At 70.0% G+C, this 16229-nt stretch carries 14 protein-coding genes and 2 pseudogenes; 14 read left to right on the forward strand and 2 right to left on the reverse strand.

The genetic code is table 11. The features are described 5' to 3' along the window. Positions 1–111 precede the first annotated feature (111 nt). The 9 genes and pseudogenes from lepB (at position 112) to ACGF5T_RS24290 (ending at position 9415) form a co-directional block, all read left to right on the forward strand. Entirely contained in the window at positions 112–888 is a 777-nt protein-coding gene (gene lepB / locus ACGF5T_RS24250; RefSeq protein WP_366768108.1) for a signal peptidase I, read from the forward strand. After that, positions 878–1402 (forward strand): NUDIX hydrolase, encoded by a 525-nt coding sequence (locus tag ACGF5T_RS24255; protein ID WP_366768109.1) that lies wholly within the window; start codon positions 878–880, stop codon positions 1400–1402. Before lepB ends, ACGF5T_RS24255 begins: the two co-directional genes overlap by 11 nt. 56 nt (positions 1403–1458) lie before the next feature. Further along, positions 1459–1767 (forward strand): DUF2469 domain-containing protein, encoded by a 309-nt coding sequence (locus ACGF5T_RS24260; RefSeq protein ID WP_003965949.1) that lies wholly within the window; start codon positions 1459–1461, stop codon positions 1765–1767. 152 nt (positions 1768–1919) lie between these two features. Further along, the gene (locus tag ACGF5T_RS24265) at positions 1920–2282 is read left to right on the forward strand and encodes a YraN family protein (RefSeq protein WP_356612286.1); all 363 of its coding nucleotides are present in this window, start codon (positions 1920–1922) and stop codon (positions 2280–2282) included. Then, positions 2282–3403 (forward strand): annotated as a pseudogene (locus ACGF5T_RS24270) (YifB family Mg chelatase-like AAA ATPase); the annotation flags it as partial. The gene ACGF5T_RS24265 and the pseudogene ACGF5T_RS24270, both read left to right, overlap by 1 nt. Before the next feature lie 121 nt (positions 3404–3524). Next, positions 3525–4919: an integrase gene (locus tag ACGF5T_RS24275; RefSeq protein ID WP_366768110.1), complete on the forward strand. Its 1395-nt coding sequence runs from the start codon at positions 3525–3527 to the stop codon at positions 4917–4919. Continuing rightward, positions 4909–6846: a hypothetical protein gene (locus ACGF5T_RS24280; RefSeq protein ID WP_366768111.1), complete on the forward strand. Its 1938-nt coding sequence runs from the start codon at positions 4909–4911 to the stop codon at positions 6844–6846. The genes ACGF5T_RS24275 and ACGF5T_RS24280 overlap by 11 nt, the downstream gene beginning before the upstream one ends. Continuing rightward, a complete protein-coding gene (locus ACGF5T_RS24285) occupies positions 6843–8981 on the forward strand; it encodes a hypothetical protein (protein WP_366768112.1) in 2139 nt (712 codons plus the stop codon). The genes ACGF5T_RS24280 and ACGF5T_RS24285 overlap by 4 nt, the downstream gene beginning before the upstream one ends. Next, positions 8978–9415 (forward strand): hypothetical protein, encoded by a 438-nt coding sequence (locus ACGF5T_RS24290; RefSeq protein ID WP_366768113.1) that lies wholly within the window; start codon positions 8978–8980, stop codon positions 9413–9415. Before ACGF5T_RS24285 ends, ACGF5T_RS24290 begins: the two co-directional genes overlap by 4 nt. Here ACGF5T_RS24290 and ACGF5T_RS24295 read toward each other — a convergent pair. Further along, positions 9405–10304, reverse strand: a complete 900-nt coding sequence (locus ACGF5T_RS24295) for a hypothetical protein (protein ID WP_366768114.1) — start codon at positions 10302–10304, stop codon at positions 9405–9407. The genes ACGF5T_RS24290 and ACGF5T_RS24295 overlap by 11 nt on opposite strands. Positions 10305–10423: 119 nt before the next feature. Between ACGF5T_RS24295 and ACGF5T_RS24300 the strand changes: the two are divergent. From ACGF5T_RS24300 to ACGF5T_RS24315, 4 genes and pseudogenes are all read left to right on the forward strand, one after another. Beyond that, positions 10424–10942, forward strand: a pseudogene (locus ACGF5T_RS24300) (ATP-binding protein); the annotation flags it as partial. Then, positions 10939–12273, forward strand: a complete 1335-nt coding sequence (dprA, locus tag ACGF5T_RS24305) for a DNA-processing protein DprA (RefSeq protein WP_366768115.1) — start codon at positions 10939–10941, stop codon at positions 12271–12273. The pseudogene ACGF5T_RS24300 and the gene dprA, both read left to right, overlap by 4 nt. A 283-nt stretch (positions 12274–12556) precedes the next feature. Next, the gene (gene whiG, locus ACGF5T_RS24310) at positions 12557–13399 is read left to right on the forward strand and encodes an RNA polymerase sigma factor WhiG (RefSeq protein WP_356612280.1); all 843 of its coding nucleotides are present in this window, start codon (positions 12557–12559) and stop codon (positions 13397–13399) included. A 128-nt stretch (positions 13400–13527) separates the two neighbouring features. Beyond that, positions 13528–14085, forward strand: a complete 558-nt coding sequence (locus ACGF5T_RS24315) for a TetR/AcrR family transcriptional regulator (RefSeq protein ID WP_053137730.1) — start codon at positions 13528–13530, stop codon at positions 14083–14085. Between the two features lie 196 nt (positions 14086–14281). Here ACGF5T_RS24315 and ACGF5T_RS24320 read toward each other — a convergent pair whose 3' ends face one another. Further along, on the reverse strand, positions 14282–14941 hold the full coding sequence (locus ACGF5T_RS24320) for a M23 family metallopeptidase (protein WP_356612278.1): 660 nt from the start codon (positions 14939–14941) through the stop codon (positions 14282–14284). 272 nt (positions 14942–15213) lie between these two features. Here ACGF5T_RS24320 and rpsB point away from each other — a divergent pair, with 272 nt between their 5' ends. Beyond that, positions 15214–16152 carry a 30S ribosomal protein S2 gene (gene rpsB / locus ACGF5T_RS24325; protein WP_356612276.1) on the forward strand — a complete coding sequence of 313 codons (939 nt, stop codon included), beginning with the start codon at positions 15214–15216 and terminating at the stop codon, positions 16150–16152. Positions 16153–16229: the final 77 nt, after the last annotated feature.

Here is a 16229-nt window from a genome sequence, read left to right on the forward strand (position 1 = left end):
ACCTGCGTGCCCGCCTCGGGGCAGCCTCGCTCGCGGAGGCGGCCCGCCGGCCCCTCCCGGTCTCCGGGAGGGGCTGCCCCGTTCCGGTACCGCCGGGTAGGGTGCGGATCCATGGGTGGCGAGAGCACGACACGTACGACCCCGCGTGACGGCGGAGCGAACAGGACCCCGGTCGGCGGCCGGACCGGACAGCGGCTGTCCGGCCTCGCCGTGGCGCTGGGCCTGGTGCTGTTCCTCGGAGGATTCGCCTGGGGCGCGGTCGTCTACCGGCCCTACACCGTGCCGACCAGCTCGATGACGCCCACGATCGACGCCGGGGACCGGGTCCTGGCCCAGCGCGTCGACGGCACCGACGTCCGCCGCGGCGACGTCGTCGTCTTCAAGGACGCGACCTGGGCCGACGCCCCCATGGTCAAGCGGGTCGTCGCCGTCGGCGGGGACGTCGTCTCCTGCTGCCAGGAGGGGAAGCTCAAGGTCAACGGCAAGGTGATCGACGAGCCGTACCTGCCCGCCGGCACGCCGGCCGAGATGAGCAACTTCCCGACCGTGACCGTCCCCGAGGGCCGCCTCTTCCTGCTCGGCGACGAGCGCGACAACTCCGTGGACTCCACCGCCCACCTCACGGACGCGGCCGGCGGGACCGTGTCGCGCGGGGCCGTGGACGCCCGCGTAGACGCCGTGGTCTGGCCCATGGACGGCATGCTGGAGCGCCCGACCGGCTTCGAGACGCTGGGGGACCTCTCCTCGCCCGGACCGCTGCGGACGGTCGTCGCGCTGGTGGTCGCCGGGGCGGCGCTGATCCTCGCCGGGGCCGCTTACGGGCCCTTCGCCAAGAGGGCCGCGGCCTCCCGTGCCCGGAAGGGGACGGGGCCCACCGGTGTCCGCTGAGCCGACGCGGGCCGGGCACGACTCCTACGAGGGCGGACTGCGCAGGGTCGCCCGGGTGGTGCTGCTCGACCCCGACGACCGCATCCTGCTCCTGCACGGACACGAACCGGACGACCCGGCCGACGACTGGTGGTTCACTCCCGGCGGCGGCGTGGAGGGCGACGAGACCCGCGAGCAGGCCGCGCGGCGGGAGCTGGCGGAGGAGACCGGCATCACCGACATCGAGCTCGGCCCGGTGCTGTGGCGGCGCAGGTGCTCCTTCCCCTTCGCGGGCCGCCGCTGGGACCAGGACGAGTGGTACTACCTGGCCCGCACGACACAGACCGCGACCGAGGCCCTGGGGCTGACCGAACTGGAGCGGCGCAGTGTCGCCGGAGCGCGCTGGTGGACGTGTCAGGAACTGGCCCGGGCCCATGAGACGGTGTATCCGACCAGACTCGCCGGGCTGCTGCGCACGCTGCTCGACGAAGGGCCCCCCGCCGGGCCGGTGACCCTGGACATCGAAATCGTCTAGGGGTGCACGGGACTGGCGCACAATGGTGGGACCGCACGGCTGAAGGGGAACATGCCATGAGCGCCGAGGACCTCGAGAAGTACGAGACCGAGATGGAGCTCAAGCTCTACCGGGAGTACCGCGATGTCGTCGGCTTGTTCAAGTACGTGATCGAGACCGAGCGGCGTTTCTACCTGACCAACGACTACGAGATGCAGGTGCACTCGGTCCAGGGTGAGGTGTTCTTCGAGGTCTCCATGGCGGATGCCTGGGTCTGGGACATGTACCGGCCGGCTCGCTTCGTGAAGCAGGTGCGCGTGTTGACGTTCAAGGACGTGAACATCGAGGAGCTGAACAAGAGCGACCTGGAGCTCCCCGGCGGCTGACGGCGCGGCTGACAGCGCGACTGACAGCCGTCAAGCGGACATCGCGCGACACTCGTGCGGGTGACGACGTTGTCCACAGTCGGCTGACCGTCCACCAAGATCCAAAAGATCGTCGGGCCACCCCCATCGTTGGCGCCGGAGGTGGTGCCGACATGAACGCACGAGCTGCGATCGGCAAGTACGGCGAGACGCTCGCCGCCCGCCGGCTGACCGGGGCCGGTATGACCGTGGTGGAGCGCAACTGGCGCTGTGGCAGGACCGGTGAGATCGACATCGTGGCCCGGGACGGGGACGTCCTGGTGGTCTGCGAGGTCAAGACGCGCAGGGGCGGATCCTTCGAGCACCCGATGGCCGCGGTGAGCCCCGAGAAGGCCGACCGGCTGCGACGGCTCGGCGAACGCTGGATCCAGACCCACGGGGGAGCCCCGCCCGGTGGTGTCCGTGTCGACCTTGTCGGCGTCCTCCTCCCGCGACGCGGCGCCCCCGTGGTCGAACACGCCCGGGGGGTGGCGTGATGGGGTTCGCACGAACGTGCTCCGTGGCGCTCGCCGGCGTCGAGGGCGTGGTGGTCGAGGTCCAGGCCGACCTGGAACCGGGCGTGGCGGCGTTCACCCTGGTCGGGTTGCCGGACAAGAGCCTGACCGAGAGCCGGGACCGGGTGCGAGCCGCGGTGGTGAACTCGGGCGCCGAGTGGCCGCAGAAGAAGCTGACGGTGGGGCTCAGCCCGGCATCGGTACCGAAGAGCGGCAGCGGATTCGACATGGCGGTCGCCGCGGCCGTCCTGGGCGCCGCCGAGCGGATCGATCCCCGCGTGCTCGCCGACATCGTGATGATCGGCGAGCTGGGGCTGGACGGACGGGTGCGGCCGGTGCGCGGCATCCTCCCGGCGGTGCTCGCCGCCGCCGAGGCCGGCTACGAACAGGTGGTCGTCCCCGAGTGCGCCGCCGCCGAGGCGTCCCTGGTGCCCGGTGTGTCGGTGCTCGGTGTGCGCAGTCTGCGCCAGCTGATCGCCGTCCTCGCCGACGAACCCGTCCCGGAAGAGGAGCGGGACGAGCGGGACGAGCAGGGCCGCCCCGACCCGCTGCTGGCCGGTCTGCGGATGCCCGGCAGCGGAGCCGCCACCGGCATGCGCAGCATGGGAGCGGCGCAGCACGACCACGGGCACGACCTCGCCGACGTCGTGGGTCAGGAGTCGGCGCGCACGGCGGTCGAGGTCGCCGCGGCCGGTGGCCACCACCTGTTCCTCGAGGGGCCGCCCGGCGCGGGGAAGACCATGCTCGCCGAGCGGCTGCCCGCCATCCTGCCCAGGCTCCGCAGGGCGGAGTCGCTGGAGGTCACCGCGGTGCACTCGGTGGCGGGCCTGCTGCCGCCGGGCAAGCCCCTGATCGACGTGGCCCCCTACTGCGCACCGCATCACTCGGCCACGATGCAGGCCCTGGTCGGGGGCGGTGCCGGCATCGCACGGCCGGGGGCCGTCTCCCTCGCCCATCGGGGCGTGCTCTTCCTGGACGAGACGCCGGAGTTCAGCAGCCGGGTGCTCGACGCGCTGCGCCAGCCGCTGGAGGCCGGTCACGTCGTCATCGCCCGCAGCGCCGGTGTCGTGCGCTTCCCCGCGCGGTTCCTGATGGTCTTGTCTTATGCGGGTTCGGACTTGTCCTTGTTACGTTCCCGCAGTGCAGAAGAGAGAGACCGGTGTGCTGGGGTGGCGGGTGTTCTTCACCCGTCGGGGTCTGCCTCGGCCGAAGACCGGATGCGATGTGATCGCCGAGCTCGGCGATCTGGACGAGTGGCTGGACGAGCAACGGATTGGCGATGGGTCGCCGTACCTGCTTGACCCTCTGGGCCGGTACGACGTGGATCTGAACGACTACTTCGTGACCGAGCTGGCCAACGAGCCGGTGACCACTCAGGAGGCCGTCGCCTACGACCTGAAGCGTTTTTTGAAGTTCTTATGGGATAACCGTGGCCGTCGGAGTTGGAAGGTCGCCTCGGCGGAGGACCGGGTGGCGTTCAAGCACTGGCGGGTGACCGACATCGTGGGGCCGCGGGTGGAGCTGACTACCTGGGACCGTGAGGTCGCCACGGTCAACCAGTTCTATCGCTGGGCCGTCCGCAAGGGGCACGCCGCCTGGAACCCATTTCTCCAGCGAACCTCCCGCAGCCGTGATCCCCGCCGGACAACTGACGCCGAGACGCCGGCCGAGGCATCGCACGAGGGCTCACGCAACGACATCGAGTGGCTGCCGCCAGCCCTCTACCGGCAATGGCGGGACGTCGGCGTGCGAGGTTTCACAACCCAGGGCCTGCCGGATCGGTCGTTTCGGGGACGGTTTGCCTCACGCAACGCGGCCTATACCGACACGAAGATCCGCACTGGGCTGCGGCTGGCTGAACAGACGAGCCTGAGTCTGTTCGAGCTCCCGGAGATGGTGCCGGGCGTGCTGAACCAGCGTTCGTGGCTGCCGAAGGCGATCGCGAAGGGCGGCTCCGCCCGCCGAATCTACTTCCCGGCGTCTGCGCTGAAGGATGTGTGGGACTACGTCGACACCGACCGCGCGGAGGCCGTGGAGGCCGCACGGGAGGCGGGCGTCTACGAGCGGATTCGGAGCCCGCTAATCATCACCGACCGGCGGCGGCCGTCCGTAATGGTCGACGGGGAACGCCTGCCGGTCGCGAAGCTGAAGCACGACGAACGCCGCCGGGTCCTGATGGACACACCGCAGGGGCTGGAGCCAGCGGCTTTGTGGCTCAACCAGTACGGCTTGCCGAGCAAGCCCTCGGCCTGGCAGGAAGTGTTCAAGACCGCCAACCGGCGGTGCGACCGGCTCGGACTGGGGCTGCGATGCCGCCCCCATGTCCTGCGTCACAGCTTCGCCGTGATCACCTTGGAACAGCTCTGGCGGGGGCACATCCAGGAACTGGCGGTGATGACACCGCGCCAGCGCGAGACCTACCAGATGATCTTCGGGGACCCGCTGAACTGGGTCCGAATGAGACTTGGACATTCGTCCATCGAGGTCACGCAGGTCTACCTGCACACCTTGCAGGAACTGGAGATGGAGACACGGATGGCGTTGGTCCCCTCCAGCTGGGAGCCAACCGGTGTCCATCCCGAGGACCTGGAGGAGGAGGCGGTGAACGATGCCGCCTGAGATTCCTGCACAACGGCGCCGAACCGGACGGGGTCAGGTCGCGGCTCAGCCCGAGGGCTTCTACCAGCCGGAGACCGTCCGCTCGGAAGCCGGGCCGATCGTGGTTTTCTTCGGCGAGGACGGACGCCGGGCCAGCTACGACTTCTCCAAACTGCCCTGCCCACGCCTGCACGCGGACCTGGCCGCCGCCTGGGGGCGCCGGATCGGCACGAGCGGGGGTCTGCGGACCCGCGGCGCCGCGGACAGCGCCTGGGGATCCGTGAGCCGGCTGGTGAGGTGGCTCGGCGGACTGAGACGCCCGCCAGCGATGCTGGCCGGGCTCACCCTCGCGCACCTGCGGCGCTTCGACCAGCACCGGCGGATGAGCACTGCGGACTTCTCGGTCCTTACCGAGATGGCCCAGATCCGTGAGCTGCTGAAGGAAGTACAGCCTGCGGACCTGCTGCGTCAGGAGATACGCGAATACCTGGAACGGCCCGGACACCTCTACGGCAGGTGGAAGGCGATCAAGACAAGGCCGGAAGCCCCGGGCTACTCGGACCGCGAGTTCGCCGCGATCATGTCCGCAGCCCGCGCAGACGTGGTGGCTATCCGCCAGCGATTGCGGGCCTCGCGACGGCTGATCGAGCAGTTCGAGTCCGCCCCCGACACCCTCAGCGACCCCGACCGCCAGCACGCGGCCGACCTGTCCCGGATGCTCAGAACCGGTGAAGTCCCGGCACCGAAGAAGGACTGGGTCTCAGGCAGCAACATCCCGGACCTGGCTTCGCAGAGGGATCTTGCGGGAGAGGTGTTCCTCACCACGCAAGACATCCTCCCGCTGCTGGTGCTGGGTGTCGGACTTTCGGGACGGAACTCTGAGACGATCAAGGAACTGGCCGCTGACCACCGTGTTCTCCAGGGCCGGGCGGTCGCGGTGAACCTGCTCAAACGGCGCAGAGGGAAGACCCGCAGTCGCGAGACGATCCACTGGGAGACCGGCTCCGCGAGCTCTCAGCTCCACACGCCCGGCGGCTGGTTCCTGCTGCTGCACGACCTGGCCGCGACCAGCCGGGGCTTCAGCCGCTCGGAACGGGTGTGGTCGATCTGGACGGGTGATACCGCTGGCGGCCCGGACGACTTCCGTGCTGCCAGGGCGATCGCCAAGGGACATATCGACCCATTCGGCATCCGGCTCGGACGCCAGCTCGAAATCTACCGTTGGGTCGCCCGGCACGGGCTGACCGCCGACGCTCCCGTCGAAATGGACGGGGAGACTGAGGCAAAGCCGCTGAAACTGACCATGGGGCGGTTGAAGAAGACGGTCGAAGTCCGCACTACCCGGGCCGTCGGCGGTCACCTGCCGTCGGCGTCGCGGACCAACACTCCGGACGTGTCGTTCCTGCACTACCTCCGCAACGACCCCAGGATCAGGGACTGGGCCGACCGGGTTCTGACCGAGGCCCTGGAGGACGCCCAGGCGTCCGTTCACGCCTTCCGCGGACGGATCATGGACGAGCACGCCGTGAAGGAGGCTCAGCGTGATCCGCAGGCTGCGGCCGCGGCGCTGGGCACCACAGAGGACAAGCTCACCAGGGCGGCTGCTGGCGAGCTCGACACCTTGGTGACCTCCTGCCTGGACTTCGAGCACAGCCCGCAGAACGCGGGCGGGCTCTGCGACGTGTCCTTTCTGACCTGCTTGCGCTGCCCGAACGCGCTGGTGGCCGAGCGGCATCTTCCGAAGTTGTTCGCCCTCCTGAACTGGCTGCAAGACGAACTCGACGCCCGGAGCGTCGATGACTGGATCGGCCGGCACGGCATCACCTGGCTGATCATCACGCGGCTGATCCTGCCCAAGTTCACCCCTGCTCAGCAGGAGCGGGCCCGCCAGGAGGCGCCGGACGCCCTGCCAACCGAACTGCTTGATGGACTGAGGGAACCGTCGTGACCGACCAGATCACTGACCGAGTACAGGCGAACGTGCTCAACCAGAGACAGCCAACCGTCGCTGCGGACGCCTTTGTCCTGGCCGGGCGCCCATTGCTGCCCGGAGTGCGGCTCGCGGACACCTCGCGGTTCAGCGATGACGTCTGGCGCCTGAAGCACGCCCAGGTCCAACGGCATCAGACCGACCTCGTCATGAACTTCGGGCGGATTGCGGAACGGTTCCGGCAAGTGGCCAAGGAGACGATCTACACGCTGATGGTCGGTGACCTGCCGCCAGGTTGCGAGGCGATCCGCACCATCGTGACGATCCGCGGCTACTGCGCTGACCTGCTGACTGTCCTGACCTGGATGGAGGGCCGCGGAATCCCTGCCATCTCGGCGATCACCAGCGGCGACGTTGAAGCCTTCGCCCGGCACACCGATGGCCTGCGGGTCAGCCAGAACACCAAGGACTCCTACCACCGGGCCCTGAGACTGTTGTGGTTGTGTCGCACGAAGATCAGCGATCCGCTGGCCTTCGACCCCGCTGTCGTCGTCGCCGGACTCCAGCGGGGGAAGTCCCGTTCCACGACGCGGCGGGTCAGGGAGAACGCCACCGACCGCATCCCCGAGCAGGTGCTCTCGCCCTACTTGGTCTGGGCTCTGCGCTGGATCAACGACTTCGCGGACGACGTCATCGACGCCCATGACGAGTGGCGACAGCTGAACCGCTGGTCGATGCCCAGCCGCCGCCGGCGCGGACAGAGGCCCATCGGGCCCAACCAGAGCACCAAACTGCTGAGCCGGGTTCTGAAACGCTACCGGGCTGAAGGCCGTCCCCTGCCCGGCTGGAAGGGCGATGTCAACCGCTGCCACCTGGCCCGGGAGAGCAGGGTCGAGCGGACGAGCCTGGACGATAGGTTCCAGTGCGGGAAAATGATCCGCGAAGCCGCCGCCGAACTCGGCATTGCCGACGCGACCTACCTACGGGTGCCGGTCCGGGGGCTACTGGACGGCAAGCCTTGGCGCGGGCCGATCGAGTACACCGAAGTCGATCCCCTGACCCGCATGTTGCAGACCGCCTGCTACATCGTGATCGCTTTCCTCTCCGGCATGCGTGACGGCGAGGTCAAACACATCAAGCGTGGCTGTGTCTCCGTCTGGCGTGACGAGGACGGTCACATCGTCCGCCGGCGTCTGACCAGCCTGGCGTTCAAGGGCGAAGGCGAGGAGACGGGAGTGGAAGCGACCTGGATCATCAATGCCTCGGCGCAACGGGCCGTCGAGGTCCTCGAACGGCTCCAGCCCGCCCGGCGGCCCTACCTCTTCGCCCTGTTGCCGCCCTCCCGCGGCTATATCGCGCAGGGTGAGAAGAACGAAGCGCGCACGACGAGCGCTACGAACGCGGACATGATTGCCTTCAGGAAGTGGATCAACGCCTACTGCCGTGAGACCGGCCGAGACGAGACCGTGCCGCTGGTCAACGGGCAGTACTGGAAGATCACCACGAGCCAGTTTCGCCGGACTTTGGCCTGGTTCATCGCCCGCCGCCCCGGCGGCGTGATCGCTGGAGCTCTGCAATTCCGGCATCTCCGCGTTCAAATGTTCGAAGGCTATGCGGGGACCTCCGACTCAGGGTTCCGAGACGAGGTTGAGGCCGAGGATGCCATCGTCCGCGGCGAGAAGCTCGGTGATCTGATCGTCAGCCACGAGTTCCACAGCTTGCGCGGACCGGCCGCCGCCGAGGCCGAGAGCCGGCTCGCCGAGTTCGAGCGGAACGTTCAATTTCACGGCAAAGTCTTCAACGACGACAAGCGGCTCCGGCGGCATATGAATCGCCACGACCCGCACATCTATCCCGGTGAATACGTCACCTGCGTTCACAACCCCGACCGAGCTCTCTGCCGTCGAAGCGACGGCGCGGAAGGCCCCTCGCTGCCTGACTGTCAGCCCTTGCGCTGCCGCAACGTCACACTCACGAGCGGCAACATCACCCGCATGAGGGAGGTCCTGGCCGCCTACGACCAGAAGCTCGCGCGAGGCGAGCACCTTGCCCCCTTGATCCGCCACCGCCTGAACGCCCGACGTCAAGAGATCGTCGACTTCCTCGCCGCCGTCGTCGGCACGAGCGACCGCCCCGACCAGGAGGCATCGTGAACCACCAGCTGCCTACGGACGAGCAGGTCCGCACTGCGATGGAGGCCGAACTCGACGAAAGCCAGGCCCTCGGTCGGCGGGCCACGGTGAGCCGCGTCGAGAAGCAGCTCGGCATCATGCACGCGACGTTCTATCGGAACTACCCCGACCTAATCGAGTGGTTCAAGTCTGAGCTCGATGCCCGGCGCCAAGCGACGACCACCGCCCAGGACACCACGAAGCGAGAAGACGACCTTGCACGGCTCCGCCGAGAGAACACCGACCTACGCAAACAGCTGAGGATCTATGCCGAGGCCATCCGCCAGCTAACGCTGGACAAGGCCGCCTTGGAGGACCAGGTCCAGAACCTTGCCGGGATCACCAGCCTCGACGAGCGCCGCCGCCAGCAAGCAGCCGCATCAAACGATCCTGCCACTGGGCCGTTCACCAGCTGAGATCGTCCCCCTTGCCATACACCGGCGTCACGCCAGACAAGGGGGACACCAACCACGCTTTACTCAGCACACCGGGCCATTCCTCTGCGATCTCGCGGATCAGTTCTCCGACCACTAGCGGCGGCAGGTCGAAGACCGGCTCAGGCTTCTTCTTGCCCTGGCTGAGCATGGGTCGACTGTCGATGAGCAACCCGATCGGTCTGTTGGCCGCCACGGCACGGACTCCCGCCAGCTGCTTTCGCAGCTTGCTTTCGATGGCACGTCCGATGCTGGGACGAATCTCGCTGATGCTGAACCGCCAACGCCCGTCGGAAGCGATGCGTCCTGACCAGCCGGAAGTGACGTCCACGAAGGAGATGATCACCCGATGGTTGTCAGGGCAAGGCCAGAATCCGATCGTGGGCACAGGGAAGGGCCCCCGGGGCAGCTGCCGCATATCGACGAACGGCTTGCCCCGCTTGATCGCTTTGCTGGCCATGTCGACGACCTGGGCATACAACCGGTCGCCCGCCTTTCTCGACACGCCCATCCACGGTCTGGCGGCCAGGTTGATGATCAAACCACCGCCGGGAGCGTCCGCCGCGAGGTGGGTCAGCAGCCCAATCAGACGCTCCGCAACGGCACGCTGCGTCGCCACCCGGCGCTGGTCCTCCTGCGGAGCGGGCAGCACAGTGTGATCGACGAAGCCAGCCACCCCGTTCACGGTCACCTCGGCATCCACGGGGATGGGCGGGGTGAAGGGATAGAGATCGTTTTGGCGCTCAGGACTGCCCAGAAGTTCAGCCTGATGTCCTTCGTTCCTCATGGCTTCGAGCAGCGCAGCGAAAGCGCTCATCTCACGCGGCTTGTCAGCCAGGATCTGCAAGGGGTCTGTGTCGTCAGCAGCCATTCGCCCACGCTCCTTCTCGATTACGCGCACCAGCTTGCACTTCCAGATGCAGCGTGGTGGCCCGATGCGGAGATAGCGGTCCGTGCGGACAACGGACAGAACTGAAGGACCCCCATAACCTCGCCGCCAACCCGTGCCCGTGCGGGCGGTTCTCGCGGAACGAGGACCTCTGCGAGTGCCCGCCGTCGGCGATCCGCCGCTACCAGGCGAGGCTCTCCGGCCCGCTGCTCGACCGGGTCGACCTGCGGGTCGAGGTGGACCGGATCACCCGCGCCCAGCTGGCCGGCGACGGCACCCGGGGGGACACCACCGCCGAGGTCGCCGACCGGGTGCGAGCAGCCAGGGACCGGGCGGCGGCACGACTGGCGGGGACGCCCTGGCGATCCAACAGCGAGGTGCCGGGACGCGAGCTGCGCAGCCGCTGGCACGCGGCGCCCGGTGCGCTGGAGGAGGCGGAGCGCAGCCTGGAGCGGGGCGTGCTCACCGCCCGGGGCCTCGACCGCGTCGTGCGCGTCGCCTGGACCGTCGCCGACCTCGTCGGCCACGACCGGCCCGACGCGAGGGATGTCGCCCTCGCGCTGCAACTGCGCACGGGAGTCCCGCGGGGCGTCCCCATGGCTCTGGGGGCGCTGACATGACCGGGGGCGGGACCGTGCCGGAGGGCGCGGCGGTCGCCGGGGCCGGGGATCAGGCGGGGGAGGGGATCGTGCCGGGGCGCGACCACCGGGCCAGGGGCCGGGTCTCCCGGGCCGATGATGCCGGTGAGGGCGCTGCCGACGCCCCGGATGATGTGGTGCGGGGACATGGAGAGCGCCCTCCCGGTGAGGTGGACGGCGAGCTGCTCGGCAGGGTCTTCCTCACCCGGGTCCTCGAGCCCGGCGACGAGACCGGTGGGCGCTGGGTGCGCGAGCGGGGCGTCGCTGACGTGGTGCGACGCCTGCGTGAGGGCGGGCGTCCCCTGCCGGGGGTGAGTGAGAAACGGTGGGCCGGGCTCCGTGCCAGGGCCGACCGGGCCGACCCCCGCAGGGACGTGGCCGTCGCCCGGGCGGCAGGCGTGCGGTTCGTCGCGCCCGGGTCCGCCGAGTGGCCCGGGCAGCTCGACGACCTGGGGGACGCCCGGCCCCTCGGGTTGTGGGTGCGCGGCCGGCCGAGCCTGCGCATGTGGGCGCTGAGGTCGGTGGCCGTCGTGGGTGCCCGCGCCTGCACCGAGTACGGCGCCCACATGGCGGCCACCCTCGCCGCGGGCCTCGCCGAGCGCGGCTGGGTCGTGGTGTCCGGCGGTGCCTACGGGGTCGACGGCGCGGCCCACCGGGGTGCCCTCGGCGCGGGCGGAGCGACCGCCGCCGTCCTGGCCTGCGGAGTCGACCGTCCCTACCCGCCCGGACACACGGGGCTGATTACCAGGATCGCGGAACAGGGGCTGGTCGTCGGTGAGCTGCCCCCGGGCGATCACCCGACGCCGAGCAGATTCATCCTGCGCAACCGGGTGATCGCCGCGCTGACTCGGGGCACCGTGGTGGTGGAAGCCGCCTACCGCAGTGGTTCGCTGGTCACGGCACGTGCCGCCGAACGCCTCGGCCGGCACACGATGGGCGTGCCCGGCCCGGCCACCAGCGCGCTCTCCGCCGGGGTGCACGAGTTGCTGCGCGGCGACGCGGTGCTCGTCAGCGACGCCGCCGAGGTCGTGGAGCTGGTCGGCGACATGGGCGAGCTGGCTCCCGACCGGCGCGGACCGGTGCTCCCCACCGACCTGCTGGATCCCCGGGCCCGCCAGGTGCTCGCCGGGCTCCCCGGGCGCGGAGCGGCCACGGCCGCCGAGGTGGCACGCCGGGCGCAGACCACGGAGGACGACGCGATCGCGAGACTGTACGAGCTTCGAGCACTTGGTTACGTCGAACGACACGGCGACGGCTGGAAGTTGACACGCCAGCCGATGATCTCGGTCCGCGGTGGCCGGAGCCCGTCCTGACGCAGCGTGTTCGGCCGTCCGGGGGAACCCCGACGCCCTTGGGAATCCGGGCAGTTGGGGTGTTCGAGTGATCACGTAGAGCGATCATCATCCCCCCTGTAGAGCGTTCAGCGGAACGTATCTGCGTACGGCCCTCCCATCGTTCTTCGCGCACCGCGACAGTCCAGTCACGCTACGCTCACGAAGACCCCCACGCAGACGTCCGACAGCAGGCGACAACCAGACAGCAGACCGGCGACCCCACCAGGCACCCGCACCACGGCAGAACGGCACAAGGCGACGAATGCCCCAGCACACCTCCGGGCCCGAACGGGCGGCGATCCCCCCAGCCGCCCGTGACGGTGGCAGCGTGCGACCGCCCGCCCCCTCGACGCTCGACGAGTTGTGGCGGTCGTACAAGGCGACGGGGGACGAGCGGCTGCGGGAACAGCTGATCCTGCACTACTCGCCCCTGGTCAAATACGTGGCAGGCCGGGTGAGCGTGGGGCTGCCGCCCAACGTCGAGCAGGCGGACTTCGTCTCCTCGGGGGTCTTCGGGCTGATCGACGCGATCGAGAAGTTCGACGTCGACCGGGAGATCAAGTTCGAGACGTACGCGATCACCCGGATCCGTGGCGCGATGATCGACGAACTGCGGGCCCTTGACTGGATCCCGCGGTCGGTCCGCCAGAAGGCGCGGAACGTGGAACGCGCCTACGCGACGCTCGAGGCGCGACTGCGCCGCACCCCGTCGGAGAGTGAGGTGGCCGTCGAGTTGGGGATCGCGGTGGAGGATCTCCACGCGGTCTTCAGCCAGCTGTCGCTGGCCAACGTGGTGGCGCTGGAGGAGTTGCTGCACGCCGGTGGGGAGGGCGGGGGTCGGCTGAGCCTCATGGACACCCTGGAGGACACCGCCGCCGACAACCCGGTGGAGGTCGCCGAGGACCGCGAGTTGCGACGGCTCCTGGCGCGGGCGATCAACACGCTGCCCGAGCGGGAGAAGACCGTCGTCACGCTCTACTACTACGAGGGGCTCACGCTCGCCGAGATCGGGAACGTGCTCGGTGTGACGGAGAGCCGAGTCAGCCAGATCCACACCAAGTCGGTGTTGCAGCTGCGCGGGAAGCTGGCGGGATTCGGCCGCTGACCTGCGGTGATGTGCGGCCGATGGCGTTGCCGGTGGTTCCGTGGCCGGTCGCGTGGCCGGACGAGTGACTCCCGTACGGGGTGGCGCGTCCGTAAAGTGGGGGCGTGCCAAGGATTCGAGCGGCCTCCGTGGCCGAGCACCGGTCGATGCAGCGTGCCGCCCTGCTGGACGCGGCACGCTCCCTGCTGTCCGACGGCGGAACGGAGGCGCTGACCTTCCCCGCCCTCGCCGAACGGACGGGCCTCGCGCGCTCTTCCGTCTACGAGTACTTCCGCTCGCGGGCGGCGGTCGTCGAGGAGCTGTGCGCCGTCGACTTCCCGGTCTGGGCCGCGGAGGTCGAGGCGGCGATGGAGCGTGAGGCGTCCGCAGAGGCCAAGGTCGAGGCGTACGTGCGCACCCAGCTCGACCTGGTCGGGGACCGGCGGCACCGGGCCGTCGTGGCCATCTCCGCGAGCGAGCTGGACGCCGGCGCGAGGGAGAAGATCCGGGCGGCGCACGGCGGGCTGATCGCGATGATCGTCGAGGCGCTGGGCGAGATGGGGCACGAGCAGCCGCGGCTCGCGGCGATGCTGCTGCAGGGGGTCGTGGACGCGGCCGTGCGGAGGATCGAGCTGGGTGCCGCGGAGGAACCGACGGCCATCACCGAGGCCGCTGTCTCCATGGCCTTGCGAGGCGTACGGGGCTGACCGGCCGGGCGCGGCCGGGCACACCGGCATGCGGGTGACCGGGTGACCGGGTGACCGGGTGTTCAGGTGTGTCCGATGCCTTCGTCCGGCGTCGGGGAGGGCCGTCCGGTGAGGGCGCGGCCGGGCCGGCCGACGGGCAGGGGTCCGGGTACCCGCGTCTCCCGACGGCCACGGCGACCGGCGCCTTCGTCCGGCGTCACGGAGCGACCTCCGCGCCGGACCGCCCCGCCCCGGCCGCACGGTTGCCCGAGGTGTGCGGCAGTGGGACCCCCAGCACCGGCAGGAGCCTCGACGGACCTCCGTCGAGCAGCCACGGCGGCAGCAGGGACAGCGGATCCAGGTAGACCTCGCCGCGCAGCAGGCCCCAGTGCAGGCAGCCCGCGCAGTGCGAGCCGGTGGGCTCGACCGTGCCGAGCGCCTCGCCGGCCGCGACCTCGTCGCCCCGCGCCACGAAGGCCTCGACCGGCTCGTACGTCGTCCGCAGGGGAGGGTCGCCCGTCCCGGTCAGCTCCACCGAGACGACGCCCCTCCCCGCCACCCGGCCCGCGAACGACACCCTCCCCGCCGCCACCGACCGCACCGGGGCCCCGGCGGCCGCGGCGAGGTCGACGCCGCGGTGGCCCGGGCCGTAGGGAGTCGCCGGGGCCTCCCAGCCCCGTAGGACGGGGGGACGGGCGCCGACCGGCCATACGTGGGCCACAGCCGGAACGGACGGGTCCGGAAGTGCTCCGGCAGCCCCGGCCGTCACCACCGCCGCCGTCCGCGGCGGCCCCGGGACCGCCACGAACGGCAGCAGCCACACGACCGCCCACAGTCCCGCCCCTCGCCCCGCGCACACCCATCGCCTCACTCGCATGCGGGAAACCGTGCCGCACCCGGGGCCCTCGTCGCCCCGCCCTGTGGACCGCCCCGCGGTTGTGGACAGCCGCGTCACCCGGTGCCCCGTGGGTCCCGTACACTTCTGATGGCGATCCGGGTCACCGGGTCGACTTCGCACGCCCCGACACGAGGCCCGCAAAGGCTCGTGTCAGCGCCCCTCGGTCCCTTGCGGCAGGCGCATCGCGGGCGTCAGGCGCGGGAGCCGTCCGGCTCGCGCGGCACAACCGAGAAAATCAAGGAGATACGGCCATGGCCGTCGTCACGATGCGGGAGCTGCTGGAGAGCGGCGTCCACTTCGGTCACCAGACCCGTCGTTGGAACCCGAAGATGAAGCGCTTCATCTTCACGGAGCGCAACGGCATCTACATCATCGACCTGCTCCAGTCGCTGTCGTACATCGACCGCGCCTACGAGTTCGTCAAGGAGACCGTCGCCCACGGCGGCACGGTCATGTTCGTCGGCACGAAGAAGCAGGCGCAGGAGGCCATCGCCGAGCAGGCCACCCGCGTCGGCATGCCCTTCGTCAACCAGCGCTGGCTGGGCGGCATGCTCACCAACTTCTCGACCGTCTACAAGCGCCTGCAGCGCCTGAAGGAGCTCGAGCAGATCGACTTCGAGGACGTGGCCGCCTCCGGCCTCACCAAGAAGGAGCTGCTGGTCCTCTCCCGCGAGAAGGCCAAGCTGGAGAAGACCCTCGGCGGTATCCGCGAGATGTCCAAGGTGCCCAGCGCCGTCTGGATCGTGGACACCAAGAAGGAGCACATCGCGGTCGGCGAGGCCCGGAAGCTCAACATCCCGGTCGTCGCCATCCTCGACACCAACTGCGACCCCGACGAGGTCGACTACAAGATCCCGGGCAACGACGACGCGATCCGCTCCGTCACCCTGCTCACCCGCGTGATCGCCGACGCCGTCGCCGAGGGCCTCATCGCCCGTTCCGGTGCCGGCAAGGGCGCCGAGGGTGACAAGGCCGCGGGCGAGCCGCTCGCCGCGTGGGAGCGCGACCTGCTCGAGGGCGAGAAGAAGGCCGACGAGGCTCCGGCCGCCGACGCCGAGAAGCCCGCCGAGGCCCCCGCCGCCGACGCCGAGACCCCGGCGGCCGACGCCGAGGCCCCCGCCGCCGACGCCGAGAAGCCCGCCGAGGCTCCCGCCGCCGAGGCCCCGGCCGCGGACGCCGAGCAGGCCTGACCCCTCACCACCTTCGGGTTCTGGACGGCGGGGGCCCACGAAGCCCCCGCCGTCCGGCCCGTAGATCTTCAGACTTC

This window comes from Streptomyces sp. NPDC047853 (assembly GCF_043204535.1).
Classification (GTDB): Bacteria; Actinomycetota; Actinomycetes; order Streptomycetales; family Streptomycetaceae; genus Streptomyces.

Excerpts from the sequence above, each read along its gene's own strand:
- dprA (WP_366768115.1), top strand. The coding sequence starts at position 10,939 with ATGACCGGGGGCGGGACCGTGCCGGAGGGCGCGGCGGTCGCCGGGGCC.
- rpsB (WP_356612276.1), top strand. The coding sequence starts at position 15,214 with ATGGCCGTCGTCACGATGCGGGAGCTGCTGGAGAGCGGCGTCCACTTC.
- ACGF5T_RS24265 (WP_356612286.1), top strand. The coding sequence starts at position 1,920 with ATGAACGCACGAGCTGCGATCGGCAAGTACGGCGAGACGCTCGCCGCC.
- ACGF5T_RS24320 (WP_356612278.1), bottom strand. The coding sequence starts at position 14,941 with ATGCGAGTGAGGCGATGGGTGTGCGCGGGGCGAGGGGCGGGACTGTGG.
- whiG (WP_356612280.1), top strand. The coding sequence starts at position 12,557 with ATGCCCCAGCACACCTCCGGGCCCGAACGGGCGGCGATCCCCCCAGCC.
- ACGF5T_RS24260 (WP_003965949.1), top strand. The coding sequence starts at position 1,459 with ATGAGCGCCGAGGACCTCGAGAAGTACGAGACCGAGATGGAGCTCAAG.
- ACGF5T_RS24280 (WP_366768111.1), top strand. The coding sequence starts at position 4,909 with ATGCCGCCTGAGATTCCTGCACAACGGCGCCGAACCGGACGGGGTCAG.
- lepB (WP_366768108.1), top strand. The coding sequence starts at position 112 with ATGGGTGGCGAGAGCACGACACGTACGACCCCGCGTGACGGCGGAGCG.
- ACGF5T_RS24295 (WP_366768114.1), bottom strand. The coding sequence starts at position 10,304 with ATGGCTGCTGACGACACAGACCCCTTGCAGATCCTGGCTGACAAGCCG.